Consider the following 24,029-nt stretch of genomic DNA (forward strand, 5'->3'; position numbering starts at 1 on the left):
TCCGCCGTCCCGAAAACGGCAGCTTTTGATGTATACGAATGCCCCTTGTTCGCACACCGGCCGTGGCAGCGCACACAACAGTACCGCGCACAGACGCTGTCTAAGCGTAAGACGATGACCAAACACACTGCAGATTTTGCGGCCATAATGTAAACAGACAATGTAAACAAACGCGGCCCAACTACAGGGGGACGCCGTGATAACAACCCACCGTTTATTAATAAAAACAGTGGCGCTGGTGTTGTTGCTGAGTGAATCCTGCCCCGTTTTCGCCAACGACGAATACGACGCTGAACGTCGTGCGTTGTGGAGTGCCGTCGATTTTCAGATCTCCCGATTGCGCGACGAGGTGGGGTTCTCCCGGCTTTCGCCCAACATTCGCGAGGCGCTGCAGAAAGTCCCGCGTCATCGCTTCGTGCCCGACGATCAGGTAGCGCATGCCTACGAGAATCGGCCGCTGCCGATCGGCTTCGGCCAAACGATTTCGCAACCACTGATGGTGGCCGTCATGACCGAGTTGCTGGGTGTCTGTGCCGGCGACCGGGTGTTCGAATTGGGCACAGGCTCAGGCTACCAGGCGGCCGTGCTTGATCAGGTCGGCGCGCAGGTATACAGCGTGGAAATCGTGCCGGAACTGGGGGCACGTGCGCGCAACACCTTGCATGAGCTCGGGCATACCGCGATTCAGACGCGCGTCGGCGACGGCTATTTCGGTTGGCCCGAAGCGGCGCCGTTCGATGCCATTATCGTGACCGCCGCCAGCGACCATGTACCGCCGCCGTTGCTCAAGCAGCTCAAACCCGGTGGACGGATGCTGATACCCGTTGGCAGCCGCTATCTCACGCAGAAGCTGGTAATGATCACGCGAGACAGCGATGGCACGGTCACGTCGCAGGAGCTGATGCCGGTAACCTTTGTTCCATTGACTGGTGAGCGGTGACCCTGGACGGATCGCAAAGCAACATGCACGACGACGGTTCGATGGCATCGCCGGCCGTACTGTTCGCCATTGGCCTGCTCTCCGCTGCCGCACTTGCCTATGAGATTCTGCTGATCCGTTTGTTCGCCGTTGTACATTGGCAGCACTTGGTAAGCACAGCGATCAGTCTGGCGCTGCTTGGCTACGGCACCAGCGGCACCTTCCTTGCGCTGTTCGCCGAGCGCCTCAAGTCCAACGTGGTGGGAGCCTTCGTTGCAAATGCCGCGCTGTTCGGTGTTTCGGCCGTAGCCAGCGTGGCGACAGCCCAGGCGATCCCGCTCGACCCACAGGCACTCGCCTGGGACCTCCGGCAACTTGCCTACCTGGTTGCGACCTTTCTGTTGTTGTCGATCCCGTTCTTTGCAGCGGCCAATTGTATCGGCCTTGCGCTGTGGTCGTTCCCGCGACAGGTCTCGAAGATCTACGGAATCGACCTGGTCGGCGCCGGTCTCGGCGCCTGCCTGGTTCCGCTGGCGCTGGTCTGGTTCTCACCCGAATACGCGATGGCCTCGACTGCCGCTGGCGGCATGCTGGCGGCGCTTGCCGCTTCGCTCCGCGCTCGATGGCGCACCTTGCTGGTGGTAAGCAGTTGCGCAGCATTCGGCTTCAACCTGTGGAGTTTCGGCGTGGAGTTCCGGCCGGCCGTCTACAAGGACCTGTCGCGTTCGCTAGCGGTCATGGGCGCCGAAGTCGACTACGACACCAGCGGCAACGGCGGCCATGTCACCGTGGTGCACAACCGACAGGTGCCAATGCGACTGGCCACCGGCTTGAGCCTGAACGCCCAATCCTTGCCGCCCGACCAACTCGGCGTATTCGTCGACGCCGATCTGGTCGGTGCACTTGGCCGCTTCGCCGACGATCCGCAAGCCGGCGCTTACCTCGAGTACGTCGTATCTGCGTTGCCCTATGCGCTGACGGAGCAACCTCGCGTCGCGGTCGTCGGCGCGGGTGTCGGAGAACGGGTACACCAGGCCCTGCAGTTAGGCGCCAGGCACGTCACGGCGATTGAGCCCAACCCGCTGCTGCCACGCGTTGCCTGTGAGCAATACGCCGCTTGGAGCGGACAGGCGTGCGATCCTGAAAAGGTCACCTGGGTGAATCAAACAGCGCGGGCCATCTTCGCTGCGCGACACCGGACATTCGATCTGGTGACAATCGACATCGCCGCAGACCCATCGGGGATAGAAGCGCTGACTTCGGACCACCAGCTGACGCGCGAGGGTATGGCGTCTGCATTCAGCAGCCTCGACGAACAAGGCATGCTGCTTATCACCGGGCCGACGCGCCTGCCTCCGCGTATGTCGCTCAAGATGCTGAAGACCGTGCGTGACATGCTGTCGGACACACGCTTGACGCCGCCCAGCCAACATATCGCGATGCTGCGTGGCTGGCAGCAGTTCGCGCTGCTGGCGACCAAACGGCCTATCACTGAAGACGACAACACCAACATCAGAGACTTTGCCAAAGCTCGAGGATTCGATCTGGTGTGGCTGCCGGGAATAACCGCGCAGGACGCGAACCGATTTCAGCGACTCCGCCAAGCCCAATACTTCCTGGCCGCCAGGGATGCCTTGACGGCGAGCGTGCCGGACCACGCACCATCGGGCGAGTCACGTGACATCCCGTTCACCGCGCCGGCAAGCGACGACAAGCCCTATCCGCACCGTTTCACCGGCTGGCGATCCTGGTACCAAACGATGCGCTACGGCGACCAGACGCAACGCGCCACGATCGACACCGGCCTGCAGATCGGGATTGTCACGCTCGCCGCGGTCAGCCTGATCGGCGTGGTATTGATCGTCCTGCCGCTTGCGCTGAACTGCTCGGTGAACAACCGCGCCTCGAACCGGGCCGGCGCAATGGTGGCCACCTTGCTCTACTTCGGCGTGCTCGGCGCGGCTTTCATCGTTATCGAGATCACCTGGATCGACCAGCTGCAGCGCTTCCTTGGCCACCCGGTCTATGCGACCAGCGTGGTATTGGGCGTGTTTCTGGTGTTCGCCGGCCTGGGCAGCCTGTGGTCATCGCGCGTTGGTTCGGCGCGTCCGCTGCGCTTGGTCGGCTTGGCAGCGGCAACCATCGCGGCGCTGTGCGCGGGCTACATCGCCTGGGTACCCGATATTCTGCTTGCGTCAGGATCGGCGCCGTTCGCTGCACGAATCGCTATCGCGATCGCAGTGCTGGCGCCTTTGGCTTTTGCCATGGGCATCCCCTTTCCGATCGGATTGCGCCTGCTTGCCGGGATGCGCCGCAACCTGGTGCCGTGGGCTTGGGGCATCAACGGCTGCACATCGGTCATCGGTGCAGCATCGGTACCGCTGATTACGATGCAGGTGGGATTTGGCGGCATCTTGTCAGGTGCCGCATTGTGTTACCTGACGTTGCCGATTGTCGGCCGACGCTTTATACGAGTCATGCATCGCCCGCTGGACGACGCTCAATAGCGATACCCATGTTTGAGGCGTTGCCAATCGGCAACGATCGTCGTCAGCCGCATCCAGCTTGCCAGATCGCTGTCGTGATACCACGGCGCCATCTGTACGACGCCGTCGAGCAGATAGCCGCCATTCCATCTGGGTCGCAGTATCTCGCGGAGCTGGTCGATCGTGGTCGGATCGTTGCCGACGAAGGTTACGGCTGCCCATTCCGGCGTCGCGCGCACGACCTTGCCGCGGATAACGAACCGTTCATCGAGCTGCACGGTCCACTCCACGCCGACAGCGTCGCCTTCATGGACACAAAATCGGCCGCTGGCGAACAAACCGCCGCAACTGATGTTCAGCGAATGGCCGTGGCGCCGTTCCCCCTCTGTCCTGCTGTAGAGATCGATAGCTCGGCGATAGACAATCCGCTCGTCTTTACGAGCGTCACGCATCGCGGTCTCCGTCTTTCCGCCGACCCAGCCGGACGGGTTTGTTATGGTTTTGTGACAGTTAGTTGTAGATGAGTCGCGGCGGAAGGTAACGAGGGATATCCCTTAATTAGCGTCGCCTTACGGCGCTTTATCCACACCGTGCCGCCACCCGGAAGCTGCCGCTCGGCAGCAGTGCGTCACTTGCCCGACGATTCGGCGGTTCATTCGCAACCCATGGGAACCTCCCGCTGTCGCGGGCCAAGCATGAGTGACAAACCAATCGCCGCTGGCTGACCTGCCTCATAAGAAACCGCGGCGCGAAATCTATACTTGAAATAGAGCAGTGAAAAGCCAACGCGAAGGGAGGGATTCACCATGAACACCGCAGTGAACTATGACACCCCCATCGTCAGCGCGCAGACCGTCCGCGAGTCCCCCTTGGGATTGGAACTGAGCGATGCACAATGCGCACTGCTCGCTTCAACGGCGAGCGCCGTGTGCCTTGACGAAGGGACCTTGTTGCTCGAGGAAGGGCATGTAGACGACACATTGTATGTCGTGTCCAGCGGTAGCCTGAACGTCGTCAAACCGACCGGCGGTGGCGACAATATCGTGCTGCAGACACTGCATGCGGGCGACATGGCCGGGATACTCGGCTTCGTCGACGGCGTGGCACACAGTGCAGCGATCCAGGCAACGACCCAGTGCGAGTTGTTCGCGCTCGACCGGAAAGATCTCGAAAGCCTGGTCGAACGCGATCCCCTGCTCGTCTATCAGGTGATGCGGGCAGTGGTCAGGGCCGCACACCGGATACTGGGCAGGATGAATGCGCAGTTCGTCGAGATGTCGAACTACATCAGCAAACAGCACGGGCGTTACTGATCGCGCATCACCTGGATGCTCCGCCAGACGGCTGTGTATGATGTCGACGCATGAAGCCAGACACGCAACACAGCCGTCGCCCGGTTCCCCGACGCCCGGTATCCGCATCGCGGGTAGCAGGCGTTTGCTTGGCGATCATCGCCCTCGCCATCTCCGGCTGCGGCCCGCAACCGGAAACAACGAATCTGCGCTACGAGCTGTCGGGCCCGCTCAACGACCGGGTAGCCAAAACGCTCAAGCTACTGCCGGATATCGCGTCAATCGCCCACGAGCTGACGCGTGTCGAGATGATCGAAGAGTCGGTCGGCATCGCGGGCATCGGCCTGGGACCCACCGACCTGGCGTGGTTCTACCGCATGGAAGCTCCTGCCGAGGCAATCTCAACATGGAGCGCCGGACTCACGCCCTCGCCGGGTCTTTCCCATGTCGCTTCGCCGAGCAACGCGCGCGACTGGTGGCCCGATGAAGCAGCAATAGACGGGCTGGATTTCTTCGCACTCCCCACGACCGGCGCCGACGGCTGGATCGGTATTTCGCCGGACAGAAACGTCATCTTCGTCCATCGCTCAACGCGCTGAACGCCGGCACCGTCAATCCGGACGGCGATAACGGTACCTGACAATCCTGTTGTTGCCCGAATCAGCAAACCAGACAATGTCGCCGTCGGTTTCCACCCCTTCCGGGGTTCTGAACACGCCGTCACCCAGTTCCGGTTTTCCACTGCCCAGAGTCGCCACGAGACGGCGTTGCGCATCGATGACCTTGATCGAATGCGTGTATTTGTCGGCAGCGATCACCGTACCGTCGTCGAGCACATCCAGATAGCGGACGCCATCGAAATCGAAAGGCTCGCCCCTTACCTCGGCGACGATCTCGAGTTCCTCACTCAACAGCAGCAGGCGATCGTTGCCGGCATCTGCCAGCCACAAACGCCCGTCACCGGCGAGCTCAAGATCGTGCGGTGCCGACAGACCGCCCAGCTCGTGAACGATCTGACTCTCTCGGTAGGCGACCACATTGTGTGACCAGGCGCCGGCGACATAGACGTTGCCGTTGGGATGCACCAGCACACCCTCGGGGCCCGACATACGGCCCGTAAGTTCACCGCTCAGCGTGCCACGGGTGCCCTGCAGGGTGTAGATGGCGACACGACCGTTGTGTGTATCGGCGACGTACAACCGCCCTTGGTCGTCAAAATCCACATCATGGGTACCGTCGAGTTCCTGCTCACCGAAGGCCTCGACGAACTCAAGCGTTGTTGCATCCAGCACAACCACCCGGTCATTGCCGACGTCAGAAACAAACAGGTGTTTCCTGTCGGGCGAGAGTTTGATGTCGTGAGGATTATCGAGTGACGTGCTGCTGGCCAGTTCGAAGTCGAACTGCCAGTCGCCGGCCGCGACAGCCGACGAGGCACTCGCCATCGCCCACAATGCGACCGGCACCAACCATGCGTACAGTGGAAAGTTCATCGGCTTCTCCCGGGGCTGAACTAACAGCGTAGCCGATCGCTGCTCAGCGGGAGAAAGCGGATACCCGGCTCGGCGCCGGGTAAGGATCAGATCATCGCGTTGACGACACGCTGCTTGGTGTAACGCTCGAGGATGCGCGTTACGTAGGCCTGCGTCTCGGCGTACGGTGGCACATCGCCATAACGGTCGACAGCAGCTTCGCCGGCGTTGTAGCCCGCCAGCGAGAGGCGCACGTCGCCGTCGAAACGATCCAGCAGCCAGCGCAGGTAGGCCATGCCGCCGCGCAGGTTCTGGGTCGGCTCAAAGGGATCTTCGACACCGAAGCGTGCCGCCGTTTCCGGAATCAACTGCATCAGCCCGAGCGCGCCTTTGTGCGATCGGGCGCGCGGATTGAAGTTCGACTCCATGCGCACCACTTCGAGCACCAGCGCCGGGTCAAGATCGTATTCGGGCGCCAGTTCATAGATCGCCTCTACCAACTCGGCGCGCGGCACATTGGCGAGCTCGATGTTCGCGCCGTTGGCATCACGGCAAACCGGCTTGACGCGCTTGACCTTCGACAGGCTGGCCATGGTGCGCGCCGGCGGTTTTTCACCCAGGCGTTTGGCTTCGCGCAACCAGGCCGCCGCCAATTGATCGCTGCGCGATACGCCACGACCTTCGAAATACAGCCATCCGAGTTCGTGGGCCGCCGGGCCGTAACCCTTGCGCGCCGCATTGCACAGATACATCAGTGCCCGATCAGGATTGCGCTTTACGCCCTCGCCATGCAGATAACGCAGGGCTTTATCGGTAAGTTGCTTGGCGCCGGTGGATTTGGCAGCGAACGCAGGAGCAGCCAAAACGAAAATCAGGCTGCAAACGACTAGGATGGGCCCGGTGATACGGGCAAGGCTCTCGGCACAATTAACTTTCATACCGCGCGTGAAGCAGTATCCATGCCCAGACCACTGATTTTCCTTGTATATCAGTCCATTAGCGAAATTAGAACTTAAAGTAGTTTCTTAAGATGTAAAACGCCCCGACACCTGTCGATCGAGCGTGTGCTGCGAATTTCCGACCCGGTCGCAGACCGACGCCCACTATGTCATCGCGCGATTTCGGCTAGAGTGACGCGGCCGCGTTTGTTCGAGCCGACTACCGCCCCCGTGAATCCGATGGCCCGTTTGCTGCCCTGGTTGCTGGATACCGACGAACGATACCGAGTAACGTCACGCCTGTTCATCCGCGTACTGGCGCTGATCTATTTCGCAGCCTTTTTCGCGATAGCCTTCGACATCCGCGGGCTGGTCGGAGAACAGGGCATCCTGCCCGCCGGCGACCACCTGGCGTACCTGCAAAGCGGCGCCGCTGACATTGCCTGGCTGCGCTTTCCGACGCTGTTCTGGCTGAATCACAGCGACACCAGCCTGGTGACGGCGGCCTACGCGGGCTGCGGCTTCGCCGTCTTGCTGTTCTTCGGCTGGCGCCCGTTGCTGTCGAGCATCGTGCTGTTCGTGCTTTACCTGTCGCTGTTCCAGGTCGGACAGATCTTCTTCAACTTTCAGTGGGAGTACCTGCTACTCGAAAGCGGTTTTCTGGCGATCTTTCTGCTCGCGCTCGGTCCGAGCCGATTGCTGGTGTTTCTGTTTCACTGGTTGTTGTTTCGACTGCGTTTCCTGTCGGGCCTGTCGAAGTTGCTCAGCGGTGACCCCGCATGGCAATCGCTGACGACCCTCAACCACTACTTCGAGACCCAGCCCCTGCCCCATATCGGCAGCTGGTACGCCCACCAACTACCGGATTGGCTGCTCAAGACCGGCACCGGCTTCACGCTGTTCGTCGAACTGGTCGTGCCGTTCTTCATTTTCCTGCCACGCCCGTTTCGTGTGTTCGCCGCGCTCGCGACGATCATGATCCAGGTGCTGATCATCCTGACCAGCAACCACAACTTCATCAATCTGCTGACTATCGCCCTGTGCCTGTTCCTGCTCGACGATCGCATTCTCGCCAGGTTGCCACTCCTCGGTCGCGCAGATCAGGTCAACCGACCATCACGTCCCATCGGCAAGGTGTTGCTGGCCGTTGTTGCCGGCGCGCTGATTACAGCAGGCAGCTATTCGGCTTATGAATTCATTACCGACCGGCGCGCCGAGACCGCGTGGAATGCGCCGGTGAACTGGGTGCGTGGTTGGGGTCTGGGCAACGTCTACCACGTGTTCCCCAACATGCAGACCGAGCGTCAGGAGCTGGTTATCGAGGGCAGCGACGACGGCAGACACTGGCGGGCCTATCGTTTCAAGTTCAAACCCAACAGCCCGGATGAAAGCCCGCCATTCATCGTGCCGTGGCATCCACGACTGGATTGGATGATGTGGTTCGTGCCGCCGCAGAACCCGGCCATGCGGCGCTGGTTCGAGCAATTCATGTGGCGGCTACACGCCAACTCGCCCGATGTCACCGCGTTGCTGGCGCACAACCCGTTTCCCGATCATGGACCGCGCTACCTGCGCGTAATGGCTTATCGCTTTCGTTTCACTTCGGTCGAAGAACGCGAACGCACCGGCAAGATATGGCACACAACGTTGCTCGGCGAGTTTCCCAACGTGCCACCGCGCGTGCCTTGAGGCGAACACTCAGCGCTGGAAAAAGCCCCGGCCACGGAGAAATTCGAGCATGTGTTCGCGCTTCTTGCCTTGCATGGCGGTTGCCACGGCGGAGGTCCAGTCGCTGAGTTTCACGTTGCTGCCACGCCCCGCGTAATAGTCGGCCATTTGCCTGTCGTAGGCGGCGAGCTCGTCGTCGCTCGGGTCGCGGTACACGTCCTGGTGCAGCACCAGGTCGACCGGCATACGCGGCTTGACCTCGTTTTGTTGATCGGGCCAACCCAGACACATGCCGAACACCGGCGCGACGCGCTCAGGCAGGCCCAACTGGTCGACAACCACCTGCGGATCGTTGCGAATCCCGCCGATGAATACCCCACCCAGGCCCATCGACTCGGCGGCCAGCAACACGTTCTGCGCCATCAGTGCGACATCCACGACCGCCGCCAGGCCATGCTCGCTATAGCCCTCCAACTCGCCCTTGCCGGCCTTTATACAGGCCGAATTCAGGCGACGCAGATCCGCGCAATACACCAGAAACTCAGCCGCCTGTTCGATCCAGGCCTGCCCGCCCGCCGCCGCGGCAATCGCCGCCCTGGCTTCCGGCCGAGTCACGCGGATCACCGAATAGGCCTGAATGAAACTCGACGTGGCTGCGGCCTGGCCACAACGGATCAGTTGTTCGAGCTGTCCCGGATCAAGCGGCTTGTCGAGATAGCGACGAACTGACGTGTGGCCGAGCTGGAGGGTTTGCGTGGGTGTTGGCGACATGGCTGCGAACCGTCATGCAGAAGTGGAACGTTTGGACAGCATACGGTCCCAGACGAACAGCGCAATGAACACTGCAAGGCCGATCCAATGCAGCAGGGGTTCGCCCGGCCACAGCAGGCACAAAGCCACTGCACCCAGCACCAGGCGCATGAACAAGCCATGATCGCGTTCAAGGTGTCCCTGAAACGCCGCTGCGAAGGCATACAGGCCGACCAGAGTAAACAGGAAAATCTCGATCGCTACTGCCCACTCACCGTAGAGAAACGGCGTGTATGCGAACAGGATCGGCATGATGTACAACCCCTTAGCCAGCTTCCAGGCGGTGAATCCGGTGCGGATCTGCGGTGTGCCGGCGATTGCCGCGGCGGCGAAGGCGGTCAGGCAAACCGGTGGTGTGACGTTGCTGTCCTGGCTCAACCAGAAAATGATCATGTGGGCCGACAGCAGTATGCCCAGGATCAGTGCCGGATCGAGCATCTGGTCGTAAAGGCCGGTGACAAGGGAGGGATCGACGGCGCGCAAGGCGTCGAGAATGCTACGCGCATCGTCAATCGACATAGCCTGCCCCAGCATGCCGACCTTGTCGGGTGCTGCCAACATGATCATCGCACCCACTGCTTCGGGCAACGCCTGACCCGACGCAATGGCGCTGACCAGTTGTGCGTCGGCGATCAGGTTATTCAACGCAGGCGCCGACAGGGTCGCGAGTACGATATAGGCCGCGGTCACCGGTAACCCCATGCCGAGCACCAGCGAGGCCAACGCCACCAGGGTCAACGCGATAATCAAGTTGCCACCGGCCCATTGTTGAATCATCAGCGACAGCGTATTGCCGACACCGGTCATGGCAATCACGTTGACCACCAGACCGACGGCGACCAGTAGCAGGCCGGTCGTTATCATGTTGCGACTGCCCAGCGCCAACGCGTCGAAGATGTCGCCAAGCTTCATCTTGCGTGGCGTCAGCCAGCTCGACGCGATGACCGTCAATATCGCGATCCCTGCGGCATAGGTCGGGGTGAACCCCGATACCAGCATCGCGATCAGCACGCTGATCGGCAGCACGAACACGATGCCGCCCTCTTTCATCACGGTCGCGAAGTTCTGGCCCTCATCATCGTCGGTTGTCTTGAACCCGAGGCGTTTGGCCTCCAGCCTGACGAAGAAGGCGACCGACAGGAAATACAACAACGCCGGCAAGAACGACACCACCACGATATGCGTGTACGGGATCTGGGTATAACTCGCCATGACGAACGCGCCCGCGCCCATGATCGGCGGCATCAATTGTCCGCCGGTACTCGCTGCCGATTCGACACCTGCGGCGAAGCGCGCCGGAAAACCCGCGCGTTTCATCAGCGGAATCGTGATCACGCCGGTCGATACCGTATTGGCGATCGACGATCCGGAGATGGTCCCGGTAAGACCGGACGACACGACCGCCACCAACCCCGGCCCGCCGACCACCTTGCCGGCAACCGCCCTGGCCATCGCGATCACAAAATCGCCCGCCCCCGAACTCAACAGGAAGGCGCCGAACAGAATGAACATAAAAACAAACGACACCGAGATCTGCGAGATGCTGCCGAACAGCGCGTCGTCGCCATAAATACTGCGAAACAGCAGCGTTTCGGTGCTCAGACCGGCAAAGCGAAAGATGCCGTCGAGACGTGCCCCCCAATCCACCACGTAGGTGAGCGCGACAACAATCAGGATCGGTATCACCCATCCGGTGGTGCGGCGAGTCAGCTCGATCGCGGCAACAATCGTCATCACGGCGAGCCCCTGCTCGAACGCGGTCATGTTGACCCCGCGCGCATAGATCGCGTCCTCAGCCGCCACGATCCAAACGGCCGCCGCCATGAACACGATCGCCAGCGCGATATCGAGCCACAGCACAACCGTTGAGCGCGCCATGCGCTGTCCGCGAACGGGCGGATACAGCAGCATCGCGAGCGTTCCCAGTCCCACGAAGTGCAGTGCACTCTGCCACTGCACCGAAAACAGCGTGGTGAAGTTCATCACCAAGTGCAACACGGCGATGCCTGCACCCAGCCAATACACCATGCGTTGCACCCAGACCTGCTCACGCAGACCCGCATGCAACGAACCCGACTCCGGGGGCGTCGATTCGTTAGTCATCGCGTTTCGGCGACCGCCGTCAAGCGGTCGCCGCCACCATCAGTTCGCGATCAGCTTTGCCGGGATATCCAGGCCGGCCTCCTTGAAATAGCGCGCCGCGCCGGGATGCAGCGGCATCGGAAGTCCGGCAATCGCTTTCTCCAGTGCCATGGCGTTCGTGGCCTTATGAATCGACTGCAGGAAACCGAGGTTTTCGTAGATCGTCTTGGTGATCATGTAGACATCTTCTTCCGCCACGTCGGCGCGTACCGCAAGGAAGTTGGGCTGCGCGATCGTGTTTACATCGGCATCCTGGCCCGGGTAGGTGCCGGCCTTGATCAGGTAAGGTGTCCACAGTTCCATGCCGCCATCGGCCTTGGCGGCCTGTTCATCAGTGAACGACAACAGGCTCACACCATCGCTCTTCGCCGCCAACAGCTTGGTGATCGCACCTGCCGGAACACCCGCAGGCGTGCCGATCAGATCGGCCTTGCCATCCTGCATGGCGCTCGCCAAGGCACCATAACCGCCGTAGAAGAGGTCGTACTGTTTGTCGATGTCGACGCCCAGGTTGCCGAAGATGGTACGACTCGAGCCCAGCGAGCCGGAGTTCTTCTTGCCGAAACCGGCAACCCCTTTGATAGCCAGCGCATCAGTGATCGTGCCGGTCTTTGCATGGTCGGACGTCACAACGAAATGTTCGACGTTCTGCCACAGCATCGTGACCGCGCGCAGTTCTTTCTGCGGACCTTCCTTCTCCAATGGTCCAGTGCCGTTCCAGGCATATGCCCCGTAGAGACCCTGCAGAATCGCAAACTGACTCTCGTTTTCGCGCAGCAGCTTGATGTTCTCGCCGGATCCTGCGGAGTTGATTGCCGACATGTTGATCTTGTCTTTCGGCTGCAGTTTGACCTTGACCAAGGTCGACAAGGCAACGCCAACCGGATAGTAGGTTCCGCCGGTACTGGCGGTCGCCAGCAGGTAGTCGCCCTCGGCTACGGCCTGGGTCGTCCCGCCGGCGGCAAATAGCGCCAGGGCGAACGCGGCAACGCCTCTCTTCATGCTGCTTTTCATTTGGTGGTCTCCTTCGGTACATCGTTTTTATCATTTACGGGCAGGCGCCCTTTTAGTCGCACACACGTCGCACATGCAGTGACGTACGCGCACCTCGACAATAAACCCGCTCCGCCGGTTAATTGCAACCGTCGGCGGCCAACGCCCTGGCGATTGCAGTTCTCACCAGGCGGTGCTGCGGTTTAACGGAGTCTAGTCGAGTGATGCAGGGCGCGGCTGGTGACGTGGTCGTTGCTACGGCAGCAACGCTGTCAGGATGCCCGTCCAACGGGGAAGGTTCAGCCCATGGAATCCCGGTACGGGCATTTTTCCTTGGTGCAGCGACCGTAGATGATCAGCGAATGATCTGTGATGGCGAACCCTTTCTTGGCCGCAACTTCGCGCTGCGCCTTCTCGATGGTGTCGTCGAAGAACTCCTCGACCCGGCCGCACTGGGCACAGACGATGTGATCGTGATGGTGGCCCCGATCGAGTTCAAAGACCGCCTGACCACCCTCGAAATGGTGACGTTCCGCCAGCCCGGCGTTAACGAACTGCGTCAGCACACGGTAGACGGTCGCCAGGCCGATCTCCTCGCCGCGTTCCAGCAATGCCTTGTAGACATCCTCCGCGGTCATGTGCCTGGCATCGGCCGATTCCAGAATCTCGAGAATTTTTACCCGGGGCAACGTGACCTTCAGCCCGGCCTTACGAATATCCTGGTTCTCCACCCCTCGCCTCCGCTGTAATCTTCCGGCAGTTTCGTTATTATTCTGAGCCTGCTCGGAAAGCCATTGATACAATCAGTAAATCATGCGTAAGCTTCTCATTTTATTCAGTCTAACCGCAACCTTACTGTCCGTGGGTTGTAGCTCCTTCAGTGAAGGTGCTCGCGATGTCGCAGATGTCATCCCGAACGCCCTTGACAAAGCGCCACTGATCTACCGCCCCACGATTCAGCAGGGCAATGTCGTCACCCAGGAACTGGTCAATGAATTGGAACCGGGCATGACCAAACGCCAGGTGCGCTTCCTGCTGGGAACGCCCATGCTGACCGACGTGTTTCACGCCGACCGCTGGGACTATGCCTACACCTTGGGTGAAGGCAGCACGCCGGATGAAATGAAACGCGTCACGGTGTATTTCGAAGACGACCGGTTGGTGAGAATCAACGGCGACCTGCGTCCCCAACCGCCGCATGAGCGCGTCGAGAAGAAAAAAGACGTGGTGGTGACGGTGCCGGATTGGGAAGGTGAAAAGAAAACCCTGTTCGAACGCGCCATGGGTGCCGTCGGTCTCGGAGACGACTAATCTCGACGGCAGTGCCCGTCAGGCGTTATCGCCGCCCTGCTCGCGCGCACCCTTCTTCATCGATTTGCCTTCGGCCGCGCGTTTCTTTCGCGCCTCTTTGGGATCGGCAATCAGCGGACGGTAGATCTCAATCCGATCTCCGTCATGTAGCGACGCTTTGAGCGTCGTGGCTTTGCCGAACACCCCGACCTTGTTCGACGCGAGGTCGATCTCCGGAAAGCGCTGCAAAAACCCCGATTGTTCGATAACGCCGCCAACCGTGGCGTCGGCCGGTACTCTCAGCTGTTCCAATGCCTGTTCGCCGGGTTTGGCGTAAACGATCTCCACGGTGATCTGCGGTTCAACCACGGTACACCTCGCGTGCCCTTTCCACGAATGATTCGACCAAGGTGTTGGCCGCCTGGTGAAACACCTTGCCGAAGGCAGCGTCTATCAACCTGCCGGCAAACTCGAACTCCAGGGTCAGCATCACTTTGCTGGCGTCATCGCGCAATACGAGAAACTGCCATTCACCGTGCAGCCGCTTGAAGGGCCCTTCGTTCAGCGCAATGCCCATTCGCGTCGGCGGTTCGAGCCTGTTGCAGGTCGAAAAAGTCTGGCTGATACCCAGCCGCGACACCTCGATTTCGCCACACAACTCGCGCTCATTGCGCGAGATCAATCGTGAACTGCTGCACCAGGGCAGGAAGTGCTGATAGCTTTCGACATCGGCCACCAGGTCGAACATCGCCTGTGCCGGATACGGTACCAGCGCCGATTTTTCCACTTTAGTCAATCGATCTCCCCGCCGTGTCTGCTGCTGGAAACCCGCGGTATCAACAAGCGATTTCGCTGCAGCAAACGATCCCGCTCAGCCGAACGCCTTGATCGAGTTGAGGAACACGATCACGATGCCGACCGGCGACACGAAGCGAATAACGAACCACCAAGCATCGAACAGGCGCTGCCGGCTGATCGACAGTTCCTCCAACGCCATTTGACGCCCGGCACCAAACCCAACGAACAGCGCAATCAGCAATCCGCCGAGCGGCAACATGATATTCGACGCGAGGAAATCTTTCAGATCGAATATTGTCTTGCCGAAAAGCTGGTACTCCTCGCCCGACCAGAGGTTGAACGACAGCACCGAACCGATGCCGATCAACCAAGCCAGGCCACCCACGGCGAACGCCGCTACCCCCCGTGTCCAGCCGCGACTGTCGACCAACCAGGCAACCGCCGGTTCGATGATCGAGATCGACGAAGACCAGGCCGCAAATACCAACAACACAAAGAACAAGGTGCCGAACCATTGACCACCCGGCATATTGCCGAAGGCGATCGGTAGCGTTTGGAAGATCAGGCCTGGACCGGACGACGGCTCCAGTCCGCTGGCGAAAACAATCGGGAAGATCGCCAGGCCGGCCAGCAGTGCGACGACGGTATCGGCCAGCGCAATCGTCAGGGTCGCACCAGTGATTGATGCATGATCGGGAACATAGGCGCCATACGCCATGATCGCCCCCATGCCGAGACTCAAGGTGAAAAACGCATGCCCCATGGCAACCACTACCGGTTCGCCGGTGAACTCGCAATTGAGCGCCTCGGGCGTACCGGTGCACAGCTGAAAGACCTTGGAGAAATCCGTGTTGAACAGAAAGCCGAAGCCGCGGGCAAAATCACCTTCGATGAAGGCGTACCCGACCATGATCAACAACATGATGAACAGCGCCGGCATCAGCACCGTTACTGCTCGCTCCAGGCCATTCTTTACCCCACGTGCGACGACCACGATAGTCATCAGGGTGAACACCGTGTGCCACAGCAACAGCGTCTGCCACGAACCGACGAGATCGCCAAACTTCTGCCCCGCGCCATCGGCCGTGATCCCGTTGAGACCGCCGGCCGCCGAATCGAAGACGTAGGCCAGCGCCCAGCCGGCAATCACGCTGTAGAACGAAAGAATCAGGAAACCCGCCAGAACACCCGAATAGCCGACCAGCGTCCATAGGGGTGATGAGTGCTGCTCTCTGGTCAAGCGCTTCATCGTAGCGATGGGACTCGCACGACCGCGACGCCCCAGCAGTATCTCGGCCATCATGATCGGCACGCCGATGAGTGCGATACAGATGAGATAGACAACGACGAACGCGCCGCCGCCATACTCGCCGGTGATATAGGGAAATTTCCAGATATTGCCGAGGCCCACCGCCGAGCCCACGGTCGCCATGATGAACACCGCCCGGGACGACCACATGCCGTGCATCGACGCACTTCGAGAACCCATGCGATTCCTCACGATCTGCGGCAGGAAAGCCGCGTAAAAAGCTTATTTTTGCGGAATCACATAGCGCTTACAAGGATATGGCCACCCCGGAGACTGCGTCGCATGGCCACTTTGTTTGCCGCGCAGCGCGCGACGGACAGGCGATGCAGAAGCCAGCGCCACCTCGTCTGCAACGACAGACGAACCGCGAATCAGCTATCAGCGACTACCCGATCGGCTGTAAGCATCCTGGATCTTTGCCAGGATCGCGGGCAGACCCATCTCCTGTCCCCCTTGCGCCGAACGACGTGCCGCCAATGCCGCCGGCAGGGATCTGATTGCCAGTACAAAGCCCCTCAGATTGACGCGATCGAATCGCAGCAATTCGAAAAGCAGTTGGATCAGCGTGATCGGCAAGGTCGTAAAGAACAATCTTGCCGCCGGCATGTGAATCCACTCGATGAAATACTTGTTGCGTCGGCGGATGGTCTTGACGTTGCTGCGCTTCGCGCTTTCTTTGATTGAGCCTTGCGATTGATGAACCAAGGTCGCCTCAGGTTCGAAATAGCTTGGCCACCCCCTGTACCACGCACGAATACCGAGATCGAAATCTTCGCCGTAATACGGTTTGAAAATCGAATCAAAACCACCCAGTGCCAAGAACTTCGTCTTGCTCACCAGCATGCCGCCGCCACTCGCATACAGTGTCGGCAGCTTGTTGCGCTTGCGTGACTCACGTGCCGCGTCGAGATTCCAGCGATGCAGCTTCAGATAGCCGCGCCTGAAAACACGAAAATTCCAAGAATGCGGGTTGACCGAGCCATCCTCCCGCAAGATGAGCGGACAGACCGAGAACACATCCGGATCGGCAAAATAGGGTTCGAGGTGTTCCAGACAACCGACATGCAACTCGACGTCTGAATTGAGCAAGAACAACAGCTCTGTCGAGGCTTGCTCGACGCCGGTGTGAATGGCGTCGGCAAAGCCGCGATTGGCGGCGTGTACGACGAGACCTGCGGCGGAGAACTCCTGCCGCATCACCTCGACACTGTCGTCCGACGACCCGTCGTCGACCACGAGCACCCGCGCATCGCCGGGATACTGCGCAGCCGCCTGCATCACGGACGGCAGATTGCGCCGCAGCAGGTGCGCTCCGTTGAAATTGGGGATGACGATGGTGATGGGGCGTGCGGTCACAGCTTTATCCACTGACCGCTATCGCGAGTCGATTTATCCGCGAGTGTTGAAGCCAGGCCGTCAAACAAGGTAATCGTGTCCGGAATCTGAATATAGCCGCCCTCAAGATAAGGTAACCACCAAAGCTGCGGCTTTTCACGAGCGACTTCGTATCGTTTGCGAACGTTCTGATACCAGGTCATCGAGTTGTCTTTAACGGTCGGGCCGGTTGTTGGTTGAGATCGGCCCACTGGAGATCGATCATTTCTGCATCTGCGGTCGCAAAGCCTTTGGCCGGCCATCTTCCTGTAGCGGAAGCATAACCGGACCATTGCAACGCCAAGCCCCCTGTTCCATTACCTCACCACGACGCCAGATCGACGCCACGGGCGGGACATTGTCGGAACGGTGGACCTTTCACGAGCGCGAAATTCTAGCCTGCATCGTGCCGTCAATGCAGCCCGGCCATGTAACGGCAAGTGATTCGCGGGCCAAACATCGATTGCAGGGTCGTCCGACCGACGAGGAACCCTGGACGCCGCCTTCCGCTTCAGTTCCGCGCGCCTTTTGCCACTGAACAACCCACCAGCATTGCACCAGTCGCCGGTCACGCTCGGTCTCTGTGGCTTGAAACCCCGACGAATCGCCATACCACATCTAACATTCTATCTCATATTTATTTCATTACTATCTGTTTTTACTGAATTAAGTTCGAACTCTCCATCCAGACATCTATGCTCGGGAATGCCGTGCTAAACTCGCGCGCCATGGCAAAAAAGGCAAAAAAAACGGCTGGCGACGGCAGCGCGACGATCGCTCTCAACAAAAAGGCCAAACACGAGTACTTCATCGAGGATCGGTATGAGGCTGGCGTCTCGCTCGAAGGCTGGGAAGTCAAAAGCCTTCGCGCCGGCAAAATCAACCTCACCGAGGCCTACGTGTTGCTCAAAGGCGGCGAGGCGTTCCTTTTTGGTGCCAACATCTCGCCTTTGCCGACGGCCTCGACGCACATCAGTCCCGACCCAACCCGTACCCGCAAGCTGCTGCTGCACCGGGAGGAACTGAACCGCCTGATTGGCTTGGTGGAACGCAAAGGTTTCACCCTGGTGCCCACGGCAATGTACTGGAAGCGCGGCCGCGCCAAGGTTGAAATCGGGTTGGCCAAGGGCAAAAAACTGCACGACAAACGCGCCGATGCCAAGGAGCGGGATTGGCAGCGCGAAAAACAACGCATCTTCAAGAACGGCTAGGTGCTAAGATTACGGAACCACTGCGGCAGTTTGAGGTCGTATTGGTTACTTCGGGGGCGACACGGCATTCGACGTGGGTTGCAAAACCTGAGGTGCATGCCGAGGTGCGAATTACCTCGTAAATCCATTCGCAAACTTATAGTTGCCAACGACGACAACTACGCTATCGCCGCTTAACACCCGGTAGATTGCCGTCAGACTGGGGCCGTGCTTGTGCGCCCAGCGCTCTTCGGAGCATTTCTGGCGTCATATCTCACAAGATCGCGATGAGGCTTGTCTGGGGCCGATTCGTTAAAACTTACCGGAATCGCCGTACTGTATGCCCTGTTCGTCGGGCGGCACGCGGTTAAATATAATCGACGACACTAAGCATGTAGAGCCGAAGGCAGAGGGCTTGCGGACGCGGGTTCAACTCCCGCCGCCTCCACCAAACGATGAAGGGTCACCCAACGGGTGGCCCTTCTGCGTTTTTGGCCGGGTGCTGGAGTAACGAACACGCGGAGCGGGTTCACTAGGCACCGGAGGTGCCGCAGAACGCCGTCGCAACGCGACGGCAGCCCGAAGGGTGAGGCCAAAGGCCGAATAACTCCCGCCGCCTCCACCACCAAACGTGAAAAGGTCAACCTCGTGTTGGCCTTTTTGCGTTTTGGGGCGCTGTGGACGCGAACCCGCGTTGCGGGCTCATTGGCCGCGTCCAACATACATGTCCTGGACGGTCCGCCGACTTGCCGGACCGTCTCTGCTCGCAGCCGACCTAACTTGCGCAGCACCGAGACCAAATACCTCTCTTCAGAGATGGGCCGGTGGTACGTCATGCCTGATTCCCGTAACTTGCCGGTTCGGGGAAGCAAACCGTATCCCCCGGCCGCTTGGTTATCTTTTCCGGGAGCGTTGCCGTTAATTTATAAGATGGTGCCGGAACAAAGCATTCCTGCCACCTTGAGTTGCAAAGGATAATTACATCATGGGTGAAAAGCCCAGGCTTGGCCGGATACTGTGCGTAACCTCCAACCTACCCCGCTGGGAAGGCGACAGCACAACACCTTTCGTGCTCAACCTCGCGGAGGACATGCAAGCGCTTGGCTGGGAAATCGACTTGCTGGCTCCGCATGCCGATGGGGCCGCGTTGAATGAAGAACTCGCCGGAGTGAACGTCGAACGGTTCCGCTATTTCTGGCCATCGCGCGGGCAAACCGTCTGCTACCACGGTGGAGCCCTGGTGAACCTGCGCAAGAATAAGTCGAATCACCTGAAGCTCCCGGCGCTGCTAGCTGCCGAGTGGTTTGCCGTTTCGCGGCGATTGAAGACCCGTTCCTACAATCTGCTGCATTCGCACTGGATACTGCCTCAGGGCTTTATCGGTATGCTCGCCGGCAGGCCTCACAGCATTCCCCATGTCATCACGGTACATGGCGGTGATATCTTCGGCTTGAAAGGCAGGCTGATGCGACAGGCGAAGCGATTGGCTTTGCGCAGCGCAGACGCGATCACCGTGAACAGTCGCTCTACCGGGAATGCAGTCAAGCGCATCGCGCACGACCTGGAGCAACTTCACTGCATTCCGATGGGGGTCAACACCCGCGCCCCCGATCCCGAGATTCCCGAGTTGGCGCTGCAGATTCGTGCAAGGCACCGGGGCACCGACGGACCCTTGTTGTTGTTCCTCGGCCGCATCGTCGATGAGAAGGGCCTCGAGGACCTGTTGCATGCGATGGCCATCGTCCGGCAAGACCAGCCGGGCACACGACTCTTGGTCGTCGGCGAGGGCCAGGACCGGGCCGAACTTGAATCGCTCACCCACTCACTGGGGCTGGCAGATCACGTCGACTTCGTCGGCTGGCAGGATCACAAGACCATTGCCGCCTATTTCGCGGCCGCCGACATCTACGTGGCACCTTCGCGCCGCGCGGTCGACGGTTGGATCGAAGCGCAGGGTCTGACGGTTCTCGAATCAATGGTTGCCGGCACGCCGGTGATCGCTACGCGCCTGGGCGGCTTCAAAGACTCGGTGATCCACGATCGCTCCGGCCTGCTGGTCGATCAACGCGCGCCGCAGCAGATTGCCGACGCCGTTCGGCGGATCGCGACAACCCCCGGCCTCAGCGAAAGGCTGACAGCAAACGCCAGCCTCCATGCCAGCGAGAAATTCTCCCGCCTTCGGAGTGCGAATGATTTTTCAGCATTGTTTTCACGCATGATCACCAGCAGGCAGGCGTGACAAACAGCCCTCGCATCCATGATCAACAGCTTCGCGTCTGGTTGCCTTATGTGAGGGCCGGCAGCGGGTCGGATGTGTTTACCGAGAACCTGGCAAAAATGCTGCGCGCGAAGGGTGTGGAGGCGACCACCACCTGCTATCCACATAACTACCAATACGCGCCCTGGTTGCTGCATAGGCAGCGTGCACCAAGCAACGCCGATGTCGTTCTTACGAACACCTGGAACGGCTTTGCCTTCCGCAGGCCCGGCAGCAAACTGGTCACCGTCGAACACCTGTTCGTGAACGACCCTGCCCTGGCGCCTTACAAATCACGCGGGCAAGCGATCTTTCATCGACAGTTTGTACGACGCTGGGAACTGCTCACCCACCGTGTCGCCGACCAAGTGATTGCGGTCAGCCGATATTCTGCGCAGACCTACGCGCACGGCCTGGGCGTTGCGGCCCCCGAAGTCATCCTCAACGGGATCGATACCGAATTTTTCCATCCGCCGGAAAACACCAAAGAAAGTTGCGACGGCCGCGATTTCCGCCTGCTGTTCGTTGGCAACCTGAGTCCACGCAAGGGGGCCGACCTGCTACCCGACATCATGTCGCATCTGGGTAAAGGATTCGAACTGTCGTACACCCAGGGAAAGCGGACGGCAGCCCCCTTCCCCGACGACGCAAATGTACGCCGCCTGGGGCGCCTCGATCCCGAGCAGGTGCGCCAGGAGTACCATCGTGCAGACGCCCTGTTGCTCCCGACCCGCCTGGAAGGGCTGCCCCTGGTGGCGATGGAGGCGATGGCCAGCGGCACTCCGGTGATCGCCAGCGACACGGCGTCGCTACCGGAAGTGATCACCCACGAAAAGAATGGCCTGTTGTGCCAACTCGATAATGCGAGGGATTTTGCCTTGGCGGCACGCCGCCTGCGGGACGAGCCGGCACTGCGTCATCGCATGAGCGACGCTGCGCGGGAAACTGCAGAACGCGAGTTCTGTTTGGATCGCATGACCGAGCAATACATCAGCCTTTTCCAACGTCTGCGCTAGAAAGTGACCGCCAGTGGAAGAGATACAAACAAGGCACAACAAGGTCATACCGGCGCAGCACGGACCCACGATCAGTGTCATCATCCCAGTGTTCAACCGTGCGGATTGCATCGTGCAGGCAATCGCATCCTGCCTGGCGCAGGACGATATCAACCTGCTCGAGGTATTGGTCGTAGACGATGCATCCACCGACTGCACGCGCGAGGCAGTTCGATCCATTGACGACCCGCGTCTTCGCCTGATTCGGCGCGAACGCAACGGCGGTGGCGCAGCTTGTCGGAACACCGGGATCGACAATGCAAACGGTGACTATGTCGCCTTTCTCGATTCCGACGACACCTGGGATCGACACAAACTGGCGGAGCAAATCCGGACGCTGGGCGAGCACGCCTGGAATCCGGCGATCGTTTGCCATTCGCAGTATCGAGCGATCACGCCATCCGGTGTATCCATTCTCCCTGGCACAGCAAAACCGGTGGATGTCGGCGTGGCAGAATACCTGTTCGTGCAACGGGGCCACATCCAGACGAGTTCGCTGCTACTACCGACGGAGCTGGCACGACGCACTCGCTTCGACCCCGACCTGCGCAAACACCAGGACTACGACTTCTGCCTGCGTCTCGAGCAACACGGCGCGCGCTTTCTGATGGTCGACCAGCCGTTGCTTTCCTGGTTCCATGACAACCGTCCGGACCGCATCACCCACCGCTACGGACTGGATGCCTCAGAATGTTTTCTCGAGTCACGCTTGTCCTTGATCGGACAAAAAGCGGCCGATGCGTTCTGGACAAGACATATCTTCCCCAAAAAATTTCGAGTTGCACCCATCGCTGCCATGACGGCGTTGAGCAAACGTATGTTCAGCGGCCCCTTACCGATGCGCTGGTATGGCCGATGGCTGTGGACAGGGGTGAAGCACGCAGTTCGCCGACTGCTCGGTAGCGGGCGTTCTACATGAAAGTCCTGTACCTGCCCGAGTTCACCGACAATCCTTATCAGGCGCAGCTATATCGTCACCTGGCCACTGAGACGGGGGCTGCGTGCAATCCCGGCGGCGTTGTTTTCATCCACAAGGTGCTGGCACAACGTCCGGACGTCGTGCACTTCCACTGGCTGCATCCGTTCTACATCGGTAAGACGCCAATCCGCGGCCATATCGCCTTTGTGCTGTTCCTCTGCCAATGGGCGATTCTGCGCGTACTTGGCTGCCGCATCGTATGGACGGTCCATAACCTGAAGGACCACGAGGAGCGAAAGCCACGCACCGAAACCCTGATCACCCGATTGGTATCGCGCGCGGCGGACGCGATCATCGTTCATTGCAAAACCGCCGGTGCCGACCTGCGCAAGTGCTATCCCTGGATCGACGAAAAGCAGATTCGCGTCATCCCGCACGCCAGCTATGTAGGTGTGTATCCCGACCACCAGGACCGGGCGACGGCGCGCACACGCCTCGGCCTGCCCGGCGATACTAGCGTGGTGTTGTTGTTTGGCGAGATACGCCGTTACAAGGGTGTATTGGAACTGCTCGAGGCATTTCTGGCCAGTGACCAGGCGATGTCTGCGATCTTATTGATCGCCGGCCGCGTGCACGAACCCGAACTACGCACCAAGCTGCAGCAAGCTGCCGACAACAACAACCATATCCGCCTGCACCTGCAATTCATCGATGATGACGACATCCAAACCTACATGGCAGCGGCAGACGTGGTAGCCACACCGTTCCGCAATGTGCTGACTTCCGGCTCGGTTATTCTCGCGCTGTCGTTCGGCAAGGCGATCATTGCTCCCAGAACAGGCTGTATCCGGGACCTCGAGCACGAGGCCAAGGGGTTCTTCTACGACAGCGACACGCCGGATGGCCTGAAAAACGCCCTGAACGAGGCCTTCGAGCATGTTGAGGAATTAGCATCTATGGGCAAGTGCAACCGGCAATTGGCCTCGACACAGGATTGGAAAACCGTGGCCCAACAGACGGGCGACCTGTTTCGTCAACTTCTTGCGCATTAGTGGGCTGGTTGACAAAAAACCAACATCCACGCTTACTAAGGCCTCATGACAAGCGGAACGGATTC

23 protein-coding genes and 1 other RNA gene are annotated in these 24,029 nt (G+C 59.9%); 12 read left to right on the top strand and 12 right to left on the bottom strand.

Annotated features, from left to right (window positions below):
* The first annotated feature begins 196 nt into the window (after nucleotides 1–196).
* Both B1781_RS12785 and B1781_RS12790 read left to right on the top strand, forming a co-directional pair.
* Entirely contained in the window at nucleotides 197–940 is a 744-nt protein-coding gene (locus B1781_RS12785) for a protein-L-isoaspartate(D-aspartate) O-methyltransferase (RefSeq protein WP_078120033.1), read from the top strand.
* A gap of 23 nt (nucleotides 941–963) precedes the next feature.
* Complete coding sequence (locus tag B1781_RS12790; RefSeq protein ID WP_164513381.1) at nucleotides 964–3,426, top strand: spermidine synthase family protein; 2,463 nt, start codon at nucleotides 964–966, stop codon at nucleotides 3,424–3,426.
* Here the strand turns inward: B1781_RS12790 and B1781_RS12795 are convergent.
* Nucleotides 3,420–3,857, bottom strand: coding sequence for a PilZ domain-containing protein (locus B1781_RS12795; protein WP_078120035.1), 438 nt, complete (start codon nucleotides 3,855–3,857; stop codon nucleotides 3,420–3,422). The two genes, B1781_RS12790 and B1781_RS12795, sit on opposite strands and share 7 nt — an antisense overlap.
* 354 nt (nucleotides 3,858–4,211) lie before the next feature.
* On the opposite strand from B1781_RS12795, the gene B1781_RS12800 reads away from it, so the two are divergent.
* Nucleotides 4,212–4,718, top strand: coding sequence for a Crp/Fnr family transcriptional regulator (locus tag B1781_RS12800; protein ID WP_078120036.1), 507 nt, complete (start codon nucleotides 4,212–4,214; stop codon nucleotides 4,716–4,718).
* A gap of 128 nt (nucleotides 4,719–4,846) precedes the next feature.
* A complete protein-coding gene (locus tag B1781_RS12805) occupies nucleotides 4,847–5,296 on the top strand; it encodes a hypothetical protein (RefSeq protein ID WP_078120037.1) in 450 nt (149 codons plus the stop codon).
* A gap of 12 nt (nucleotides 5,297–5,308) precedes the next feature.
* Here B1781_RS12805 and B1781_RS12810 read toward each other — a convergent pair whose 3' ends face one another.
* Entirely contained in the window at nucleotides 5,309–6,190 is an 882-nt protein-coding gene (locus B1781_RS12810) for an NHL repeat-containing protein (RefSeq protein WP_078120038.1), read from the bottom strand.
* An 86-nt stretch (nucleotides 6,191–6,276) separates the two neighbouring features.
* The gene (locus B1781_RS12815; protein WP_164513382.1) at nucleotides 6,277–7,032 is read right to left on the bottom strand and encodes a transglycosylase SLT domain-containing protein; all 756 of its coding nucleotides are present in this window, start codon (nucleotides 7,030–7,032) and stop codon (nucleotides 6,277–6,279) included.
* Nucleotides 7,033–7,347: 315 nt separating this feature from the next.
* Between B1781_RS12815 and B1781_RS12820 the strand changes: the two genes are divergently transcribed.
* Nucleotides 7,348–8,796, top strand: a complete 1,449-nt coding sequence (locus B1781_RS12820; protein ID WP_078120040.1) for a lipase maturation factor family protein — start codon at nucleotides 7,348–7,350, stop codon at nucleotides 8,794–8,796.
* A gap of 9 nt (nucleotides 8,797–8,805) precedes the next feature.
* On the opposite strand, the gene nfsA is transcribed toward B1781_RS12820, so the two are convergent.
* The 4 genes from nfsA to fur form a co-directional block, all read right to left on the bottom strand.
* Nucleotides 8,806–9,546, bottom strand: coding sequence for an oxygen-insensitive NADPH nitroreductase (gene nfsA / locus B1781_RS12825; protein ID WP_078120041.1), 741 nt, complete (start codon nucleotides 9,544–9,546; stop codon nucleotides 8,806–8,808).
* A 12-nt stretch (nucleotides 9,547–9,558) separates the two neighbouring features.
* Nucleotides 9,559–11,688 carry a TRAP transporter permease gene (locus tag B1781_RS12830; RefSeq protein ID WP_078120042.1) on the bottom strand — a complete coding sequence of 710 codons (2,130 nt, stop codon included), beginning with the start codon at nucleotides 11,686–11,688 and terminating at the stop codon, nucleotides 9,559–9,561.
* A 39-nt stretch (nucleotides 11,689–11,727) separates the two neighbouring features.
* A complete protein-coding gene (locus B1781_RS12835; protein WP_334223714.1) occupies nucleotides 11,728–12,741 on the bottom strand; it encodes a TAXI family TRAP transporter solute-binding subunit in 1,014 nt (337 codons plus the stop codon).
* 278 nt (nucleotides 12,742–13,019) lie between these two features.
* Nucleotides 13,020–13,451: a ferric iron uptake transcriptional regulator gene (gene fur / locus B1781_RS12840; protein ID WP_078120043.1), complete on the bottom strand. Its 432-nt coding sequence runs from the start codon at nucleotides 13,449–13,451 to the stop codon at nucleotides 13,020–13,022.
* 130 nt (nucleotides 13,452–13,581) lie between these two features.
* On the opposite strand from fur, the gene B1781_RS12845 reads away from it, so the two are divergent.
* Nucleotides 13,582–14,031, top strand: a complete 450-nt coding sequence (locus tag B1781_RS12845) for an outer membrane protein assembly factor BamE (protein ID WP_334223715.1) — start codon at nucleotides 13,582–13,584, stop codon at nucleotides 14,029–14,031.
* 18 nt (nucleotides 14,032–14,049) lie between these two features.
* Here B1781_RS12845 and B1781_RS12850 read toward each other — a convergent pair whose 3' ends face one another.
* The 5 genes from B1781_RS12850 to B1781_RS22965 all read right to left on the bottom strand — a co-directional run bounded on the left by B1781_RS12850 (nucleotide 14,050) and on the right by B1781_RS22965 (nucleotide 17,655).
* Nucleotides 14,050–14,379 (bottom strand): RnfH family protein, encoded by a 330-nt coding sequence (locus B1781_RS12850; protein WP_078120045.1) that lies wholly within the window; start codon nucleotides 14,377–14,379, stop codon nucleotides 14,050–14,052.
* Nucleotides 14,372–14,806 carry a type II toxin-antitoxin system RatA family toxin gene (locus tag B1781_RS12855; protein WP_078120046.1) on the bottom strand — a complete coding sequence of 145 codons (435 nt, stop codon included), beginning with the start codon at nucleotides 14,804–14,806 and terminating at the stop codon, nucleotides 14,372–14,374. Before B1781_RS12855 ends, B1781_RS12850 begins: the two co-directional genes overlap by 8 nt.
* A gap of 75 nt (nucleotides 14,807–14,881) precedes the next feature.
* Entirely contained in the window at nucleotides 14,882–16,297 is a 1,416-nt protein-coding gene (locus tag B1781_RS12860) for a sodium-dependent transporter (protein WP_078120047.1), read from the bottom strand.
* Between the two features lie 198 nt (nucleotides 16,298–16,495).
* A complete protein-coding gene (locus tag B1781_RS12865; protein ID WP_164513383.1) occupies nucleotides 16,496–17,473 on the bottom strand; it encodes a glycosyltransferase family 2 protein in 978 nt (325 codons plus the stop codon).
* On the bottom strand, nucleotides 17,470–17,655 hold the full coding sequence (locus B1781_RS22965; RefSeq protein ID WP_125932068.1) for a hypothetical protein: 186 nt from the start codon (nucleotides 17,653–17,655) through the stop codon (nucleotides 17,470–17,472). Before B1781_RS22965 ends, B1781_RS12865 begins: the two co-directional genes overlap by 4 nt.
* Before the next feature lie 564 nt (nucleotides 17,656–18,219).
* On the opposite strand from B1781_RS22965, the gene smpB reads away from it, so the two are divergent.
* The 6 genes from smpB to B1781_RS12895 all read left to right on the top strand — a co-directional run bounded on the left by smpB (nucleotide 18,220) and on the right by B1781_RS12895 (nucleotide 23,964).
* Nucleotides 18,220–18,702, top strand: a complete 483-nt coding sequence (smpB, locus tag B1781_RS12870) for an SsrA-binding protein SmpB (protein ID WP_078122048.1) — start codon at nucleotides 18,220–18,222, stop codon at nucleotides 18,700–18,702.
* A gap of 52 nt (nucleotides 18,703–18,754) precedes the next feature.
* Nucleotides 18,755–19,132: a transfer-messenger RNA gene (gene ssrA, locus B1781_RS12875) on the top strand.
* Between the two features lie 534 nt (nucleotides 19,133–19,666).
* Nucleotides 19,667–20,920, top strand: a complete 1,254-nt coding sequence (locus tag B1781_RS12880; RefSeq protein WP_078120049.1) for a glycosyltransferase family 4 protein — start codon at nucleotides 19,667–19,669, stop codon at nucleotides 20,918–20,920.
* On the top strand, nucleotides 20,917–21,954 hold the full coding sequence (locus B1781_RS12885; RefSeq protein ID WP_334223716.1) for a glycosyltransferase family 4 protein: 1,038 nt from the start codon (nucleotides 20,917–20,919) through the stop codon (nucleotides 21,952–21,954). Before B1781_RS12880 ends, B1781_RS12885 begins: the two co-directional genes overlap by 4 nt.
* A 13-nt stretch (nucleotides 21,955–21,967) precedes the next feature.
* Nucleotides 21,968–22,912 carry a glycosyltransferase family 2 protein gene (locus B1781_RS12890; protein ID WP_078120050.1) on the top strand — a complete coding sequence of 315 codons (945 nt, stop codon included), beginning with the start codon at nucleotides 21,968–21,970 and terminating at the stop codon, nucleotides 22,910–22,912.
* Complete coding sequence (locus B1781_RS12895; protein WP_078120051.1) at nucleotides 22,909–23,964, top strand: glycosyltransferase; 1,056 nt, start codon at nucleotides 22,909–22,911, stop codon at nucleotides 23,962–23,964. The genes B1781_RS12890 and B1781_RS12895 overlap by 4 nt, the downstream gene beginning before the upstream one ends.
* The last annotated feature ends 65 nt before the right edge of the window (nucleotides 23,965–24,029 follow it).

Origin of the sequence: Thiosocius teredinicola (assembly GCF_002009425.1) — a bacterium.
Taxonomy (GTDB): domain Bacteria; phylum Pseudomonadota; class Gammaproteobacteria; order Chromatiales; family Chromatiaceae; genus Thiosocius; species Thiosocius teredinicola.

Coding starts and splice junctions, on each gene's coding strand:
- B1781_RS12790 (WP_164513381.1), top strand. CDS start 964: ATGCACGACGACGGTTCGATGGCATCGCCGGCCGTACTGTTCGCCATT.
- B1781_RS12795 (WP_078120035.1), bottom strand. CDS start 3,857: ATGCGTGACGCTCGTAAAGACGAGCGGATTGTCTATCGCCGAGCTATC.
- B1781_RS12800 (WP_078120036.1), top strand. CDS start 4,212: ATGAACACCGCAGTGAACTATGACACCCCCATCGTCAGCGCGCAGACC.
- B1781_RS12810 (WP_078120038.1), bottom strand. CDS start 6,190: ATGAACTTTCCACTGTACGCATGGTTGGTGCCGGTCGCATTGTGGGCG.
- B1781_RS12820 (WP_078120040.1), top strand. CDS start 7,348: ATGGCCCGTTTGCTGCCCTGGTTGCTGGATACCGACGAACGATACCGA.
- nfsA (WP_078120041.1), bottom strand. CDS start 9,546: ATGTCGCCAACACCCACGCAAACCCTCCAGCTCGGCCACACGTCAGTT.
- B1781_RS12830 (WP_078120042.1), bottom strand. CDS start 11,688: ATGACTAACGAATCGACGCCCCCGGAGTCGGGTTCGTTGCATGCGGGT.
- B1781_RS12835 (WP_334223714.1), bottom strand. CDS start 12,741: ATGAAAAGCAGCATGAAGAGAGGCGTTGCCGCGTTCGCCCTGGCGCTA.
- B1781_RS12860 (WP_078120047.1), bottom strand. CDS start 16,297: ATGGGTTCTCGAAGTGCGTCGATGCACGGCATGTGGTCGTCCCGGGCG.
- B1781_RS22965 (WP_125932068.1), bottom strand. CDS start 17,655: ATGACCTGGTATCAGAACGTTCGCAAACGATACGAAGTCGCTCGTGAA.
- smpB (WP_078122048.1), top strand. CDS start 18,220: ATGGCAAAAAAGGCAAAAAAAACGGCTGGCGACGGCAGCGCGACGATC.
- B1781_RS12880 (WP_078120049.1), top strand. CDS start 19,667: ATGGGTGAAAAGCCCAGGCTTGGCCGGATACTGTGCGTAACCTCCAAC.
- B1781_RS12895 (WP_078120051.1), top strand. CDS start 22,909: ATGAAAGTCCTGTACCTGCCCGAGTTCACCGACAATCCTTATCAGGCG.